The sequence below is a fragment of the Massilia horti genome (assembly GCF_004614195.1).
Lineage (GTDB): Bacteria > Pseudomonadota > Gammaproteobacteria > Burkholderiales > Burkholderiaceae_D > Telluria > Telluria horti.
In genome coordinates this window covers 1-5,559 of record NZ_SPUM01000012.1, presented here as the reverse complement: position 1 = coordinate 5,559, position 5,559 = coordinate 1, and the positions used below count along the sequence as shown (strand labels likewise).

Here is a 5,559-nt window from a genome sequence, read left to right as displayed (position 1 = left end):
CAGTGTCCCACTTGGCCGTCAACGCCACCAGTTCCGCGTTCGCGGCCTTGGCTCTTTCTGTGGCCTGGCTTGATAGCGGCTCAAGAAAATCAGTGGCCGGACAACGGTACGTGTCCGAGCTGGCATCGTATTGCCCAGGCCATGCCCCATCGCCATGCCGATGCTCTGGCCCAAACGACCGCAGCGCGCTATTGCGCTTGACTTTGATCAAGCAAGCACGACAACAGTAGAACCGAACGGGGGCACCAGAGATCACACGGATGCATCGACAAGGACTTCCCTATGCCACGCTATCAACCTCATTCGTTTACTCTAGAAAAGCTACTTGAGCTCGGCCAACAACTTCGAAATGTGCCTCGTATTGAATACACCCCGTGGAGCGGCGAGCGCCCCCTTACCCGGCTAGAGATGGTCGGGCTACTCAAAAACGACATCTCGGCCATGCGGGATAAGGGGTATCGGGTGACACAGATCGTCGAATTACTTAACGATAACGGATTTAAGATATCTGAAGCCGGTCTGTACGACGCAATGCGCGATCTGGGCTGCAGCCTTAGACGAGAGCCGGTGCCACTTGCACAGCGGCTCCGGCAGTGCTTGGCACAACCGGACGTTGATTCCTTGCTCGCAGGTGCTCTCGCCACTCCCGTTACGAAGTCAGGTTCTATAGCAGGCCGATCGCTGCATCGTGCCAGCGAAAATCTCATCGATCACCGAGGCGAAGCTACACCTGCCCGAATCGCCATCCTTCCGAAAGCCCAACGTCTGCTCAAGAAACTGAAATCATCCGAAGCAATTGTTTTTAAGGAGGCTTTAAATCAACTACGGCCCGGACAACAGTACATCGAACTTAACCCACAAACAAACGATATTGGACAGAAATTGGCTGTACTTGGGTTGTTTAATCCAGTTGAGGAGCGAGGCGACTACACATACGAGGTGCCGTACGAAATCGCTCATGTGGAAATTGCGAAACGGCGCTCAAATTCCAATTCCAGCGTTTAACCAACCGGATCTGCCATTGTCGACACAGCAAATCGAGAAATATTTGGCAAGCGATCGCGAATTGGAGAATCTGGATGCCCATAGTATCCGGCATTAACCGCAAGAGTTCACACCTCTATCGGCTAGGGTTCGAGGCCCCTTTTCGCGAATCCCGCGGCCGAGCGTTTATTCGAGCACTCAACTGGTACACCGGAGTTGGAAAGACCTATAACGCAGCCTGTTTTGCTTTGCAGCTTTTTTTGAACGAGCAGGTCGTCCCCGTGTTCCTGGCACCGCTGCACTCAATCGTTACGGGATTTGCGTCGGAGGTGCGCCGGCATCTTTGTCCGGACCGCTTCTCCGACGCGATCGAGGATGCAGTCCGCGATCATGGTGGGATAGTTCCGATCTATCGGCTTTATTCTCGCGAGTACCATTTCAATGATCGCACTTTTTTCCAAGCCGTTCTGCTCCTGGAGGAATGGCTACGCGATCAACCCCAGGTGTACGCAGCCCTCGAAAAAGACCTCACGCAGAAGCGCCGCCGCGCAGGTGCAAGCGCTGCGTCACTTGCGATGCAACTCGCGGAATGTCGAAGCAAATGCAATGTTTGCCTGAAGTCGGAATTACATTCGCTGACGCCAACAAGCGATGACTATGAAGCCGAGAAGACGCGCTACGATAAGGCGGCGGATAAAGTCCTATCGATGGCAAACCGAATCACGCGCAAGGTGATCGATCTGGAAGTCCGCTCACGCTATCATGGACTAAGGCATCGATTCATGGCAACCCCGGTAGTTTCCGACATGGTTCGGCGGCTTTACCCGTTGCAAGCATTTGCAGAGAAGCCGGGGCTTATTATTGGCACGGCTGCCAAAGCTGCTACCTCGCTTACAGCCTTGCTTTATAACGAGGCTGATGAACGCTGTAAATGGGTCTCTTACGACAGCGTTTTTGAATTCGCATACAAACTGAATATGACAGGGAACCCGATGGCCAGAGCTATCGCCCCCCAGAAGCAACGCATGCGCGTAGTCACCTTCATCGACGAAGAGGAAGACTCGTACTGGTACCTTTTCGATCAACACAAGTCCGTTGTAAATCCACAAGGCAGGAACGATCTGAACGAGGTTAATGCCGATTTTCACAAATTTTTCGACCTGACTTGGCCATTCGCATTTGAACACGGCGGCAATCGTGCTTTGGCGCGCAAGGTCTTCGACAACCTGTCGGCGTTTTCCCATGTAAGCGTCGAGTTCGAGCGGCTCTTGAACTATGAGCGAGTCTCGAAAAATACCGCGTTTATCGTGCTCGAGCGCCAAATCGATATCCTGCGCCAAATCCTTTCAGCAGATTTCCCCGACGTTTCGCAACAGTTTATCAATGAGGAATTAACGGAAGTCTATCAAAAGCTGATTGCTAAAAATGATGCGCACGCCGGCTTTCAGCGCTTCCGGCAAAAAGCACACGTACTCAACAAGGTACGTGACTTCGTACGAGGCCTTCCGAGAAATGCTCGAGAAGACGACTACACGGTTTTCCGCCGATTGCGGAACCTTCTCTTCGACAAGAAGTTCTTCCTGATGTCCCGAAGCAGTTACGGCGAGATGCTGGATCAGCCGAGCCAAACCTTCTTCAACGCATCGTCCAGCGTGATGACAAACGATTACCTGGGACGCTTGGAGCTGTTAGCTGATACTGGCGACCAAACTATTCGGCTTGAGTTCCGCGACCGAGGATTGAAAAAGAACGCCTTTACCTTGCTGCACTACGTGAGGTTCGTCTTGCTCATTGCGGAGGTGCTGGATGACAACAACCCTGACTATAAGGTTGAGTTCGAAAAAGACGACGAAAAACGTTACCCGGACCTGTATCGGTTCGCACGTGACGTGCGTGGCTTATTCAAGCTACACAATCATCAAGATGACCTGGACGACCAAGCGCTCGCAACCGACGCTGTCGGCGACGATTTCTTTTTCTCTGGCGTAAAGCGCATCATTTGCATGGAAGAAAGCCACAGACAAGCACTCGAATATAACACTGCACATGATATCGCCTTGTCTCTGTCAATCGTATCCTTACGCGACACACCTGAGGAAGACTTACGAAACTTGCTCGGAGAGTGCAACGGAATTTATCTGCTAAGCGCAACCGGCGGCTTGCAGCCGTGTTCCAGCGGGGCGTTTAACCAGCGCCGACTAAAGACAATTCTTAAGGATATCGGCGGCGCATACTTTCCCATGACGCCTGAGGAACTCGCAATTGTCGCGGCGAAGGCTGAAGAACAAAGGATCAGGCGGCGCCGCGAGGTCCACATTGTTGACGATTCCTTGCTGAACTACCAGTTCCCTGCGTCACACTCTTTTGCTGGAATGTTCTCCAAATTTGTTCAGGCACTGCCGTTCGAGGGCAAGCACCGGTACGATCGTATGTCGCGCTACAAAGAACAGGAGGTGCGAGGACTTGTTGCCTCGCTCGACCGGCTATTGTCAACTGAGCTGCGTTCCGCCATGTGCCTCTGCCTATCAATGCAGTGGGCGAGAAACTGTCTAATTGGATTGGCTCAATCCACTCCTTTCGTAAGGCAGCTCGATCACGCAGGGCATCACTTTGTGGTCGACCCCATGATGTTGCCTCAATACGGTAGTGCCAATGCCAGCGAAAAAATACACATAGTCCTCTATGCGGCCGGGCAGTTTAAGAAGCGAGACCCTTCGCAAACTGGATGGGCGCAGTCCATCGATGAGGTGGGCCAGTTCAGTGACGACCTCCTCCAAGCACTAGACGTCACGGACAAGAAAATTCTGTTATGGACTGCATATCGATCTGCGGCGCGCGGAGTTAATTTCATCACAACTCGACACGACAAGCAGTTCGACTTCGAATTGATCTATCTGGTGAATTCGCCGTTCTACAACCGACATACACGCCCTGGGACCCGCGGCTTTCACATTGAGAGCTTCCAAAGTCTTATTCAAGTACTGAACGACCGCCCCCAGGGCGCTAATACGATGAACCGCGCTCAGTTTATCTACGAGTACTCGCGTCATCGTTGGTCAATTCTAGAACGAGAACATTATATCGATCTATGCCGCACCATCTTTCAGGCGCTCGGCCGTGTTGAACGGTGTCCGGATAATTTCATCGAACGTCAGGAAATCTATGTAGACGTCGAAGTGGCAAAGATCGTGCACCTGGGAACCTGCTACGCGAACGAACTTGTTCAAAGAGCGTCCGCCACCCAGATTGCCGTTCTAAAAAAGATCACCGAATACAATCGCCACACGGGATTGTTCCTAAATGATGAAGAACGGCGTCAACACGCCTTTAACAGCCTGCGTTTGGCCGAGGAATTCAGGCGGTATACGAAAGAGTTGGCTGCCAGCTTCCGCACCAGCGCAGAAGCTCGGAGAACGTGGGAGGCAATGTTCGATGAACGTATGGTTACTGACCAAAAAGCCTATATCGCTCATCTGGGAAAAAACGGTTTCCCCCAGGGTTTTTGCGACGCTTTATATTTCCGAACGCCTTCATGGACTTCCTTGTACTCGCGCAATATGGAAGTGCATGGCAAACATCAACGCATCATCACTGACAGCGGAGATGGCACCGCTACGTACGACTGGGTGGCGTCCTTGGCGCCGGCAGGCTTACTTCGGGAGTTAAACGCGCCTTTTTCGAATCTCCACAGATTTGCAAAGGGCTTTCCGGACAAGAGCACCAACAGCCGATTCGTACTAGTACCGCAACCATGGTTTGTCACGGACATCATTAAAGGCTACCTTGCCGAACGTGAGTTCATTCACTTCACCAAGCGAGAGTTCGGCCTGGATCTCGAAGCGAACGAGGGGGCAGGGTCGTTCAAGCTTGTCAACGTAATTAATCATCCGCACGCAGCTGAAATTTATCAAAAGTTTGATTTCTATATCGAGGTTGCTGGGAAGGTCCTTCTTGCTATCGACGTCAAGAACTGGACGCGATTGACCGACCATCTGAATAAAAAGGAACTAGAACGTGATGCAAAGGCGAAGCAACGTCGATTGGCTGAACTGTTCCCTGACCATGTGGTGCACGCGCTTTATATCAATCTGTATGGTGCGCATAAGCACGCGTTAAGAAGACACCCAGTATCGGGTGCGATCTCGTTCATGTCGATGTATGTACAAGGTTCTTCGTCGCGCCGCACGCCGTGGATTCCAAACGCCAATCTCAGTGCTGCCATGTTGTGGAGCGGAGAATGACAATTCGTCGCCTGGACGGCTAGGTGGCGCAGCTACGAATGGTAGCCATGACAGGAAGGTTCAATTAGTGGAACTCTGCCTATCATGCCGAAGTATGGCGTCCTGATTTACAATGTACTGAGCCGGGGTAGCATGCGACCTATGGGGACAGGTGCGGCGCCGCCGTGCGGCGCCGGCAGCATGATCAATTTGGTGTGATGGTGATACTGTCGAGCACCACGCCCGCGTCCACACCATAGATGTGCAGCACCCGCTTGCCCGGCTTGTCGATCGTCAGGATGGTGCTGGCGATGCGCTTGGCATTGAGCACGCCTTGCGCCCACTCGGTACCGCC

The 5,559-nt window shown here is 52.5% G+C and carries 4 protein-coding genes; 2 read left to right on the top strand and 2 right to left on the bottom strand.

What is annotated here, in order from left to right:
* Positions 1 to 211, bottom strand: a 211-nt coding sequence (locus E4O92_RS24960) for a hypothetical protein (protein WP_206076799.1), incomplete at its 3' end; no start/stop codon positions are given.
* 71 nt (positions 212 to 282) lie between these two features.
* Here E4O92_RS24960 and E4O92_RS02305 point away from each other — a divergent pair.
* Together E4O92_RS02305 and E4O92_RS02300 are read left to right on the top strand one after the other, a co-directional pair.
* Positions 283 to 1,005, top strand: a complete 723-nt coding sequence (locus E4O92_RS02305; protein WP_135188136.1) for a hypothetical protein — start codon at positions 283 to 285, stop codon at positions 1,003 to 1,005.
* A 74-nt stretch (positions 1,006 to 1,079) separates the two neighbouring features.
* On the top strand, positions 1,080 to 5,225 hold the full coding sequence (locus tag E4O92_RS02300) for a hypothetical protein (RefSeq protein WP_135188135.1): 4,146 nt from the start codon (positions 1,080 to 1,082) through the stop codon (positions 5,223 to 5,225).
* A gap of 184 nt (positions 5,226 to 5,409) precedes the next feature.
* On the opposite strand, the gene E4O92_RS25410 is transcribed toward E4O92_RS02300, so the two are convergent.
* Positions 5,410 to 5,559: hypothetical protein (locus E4O92_RS25410; protein WP_167759672.1), on the bottom strand; the 150-nt coding region annotated here is incomplete at its 5' end.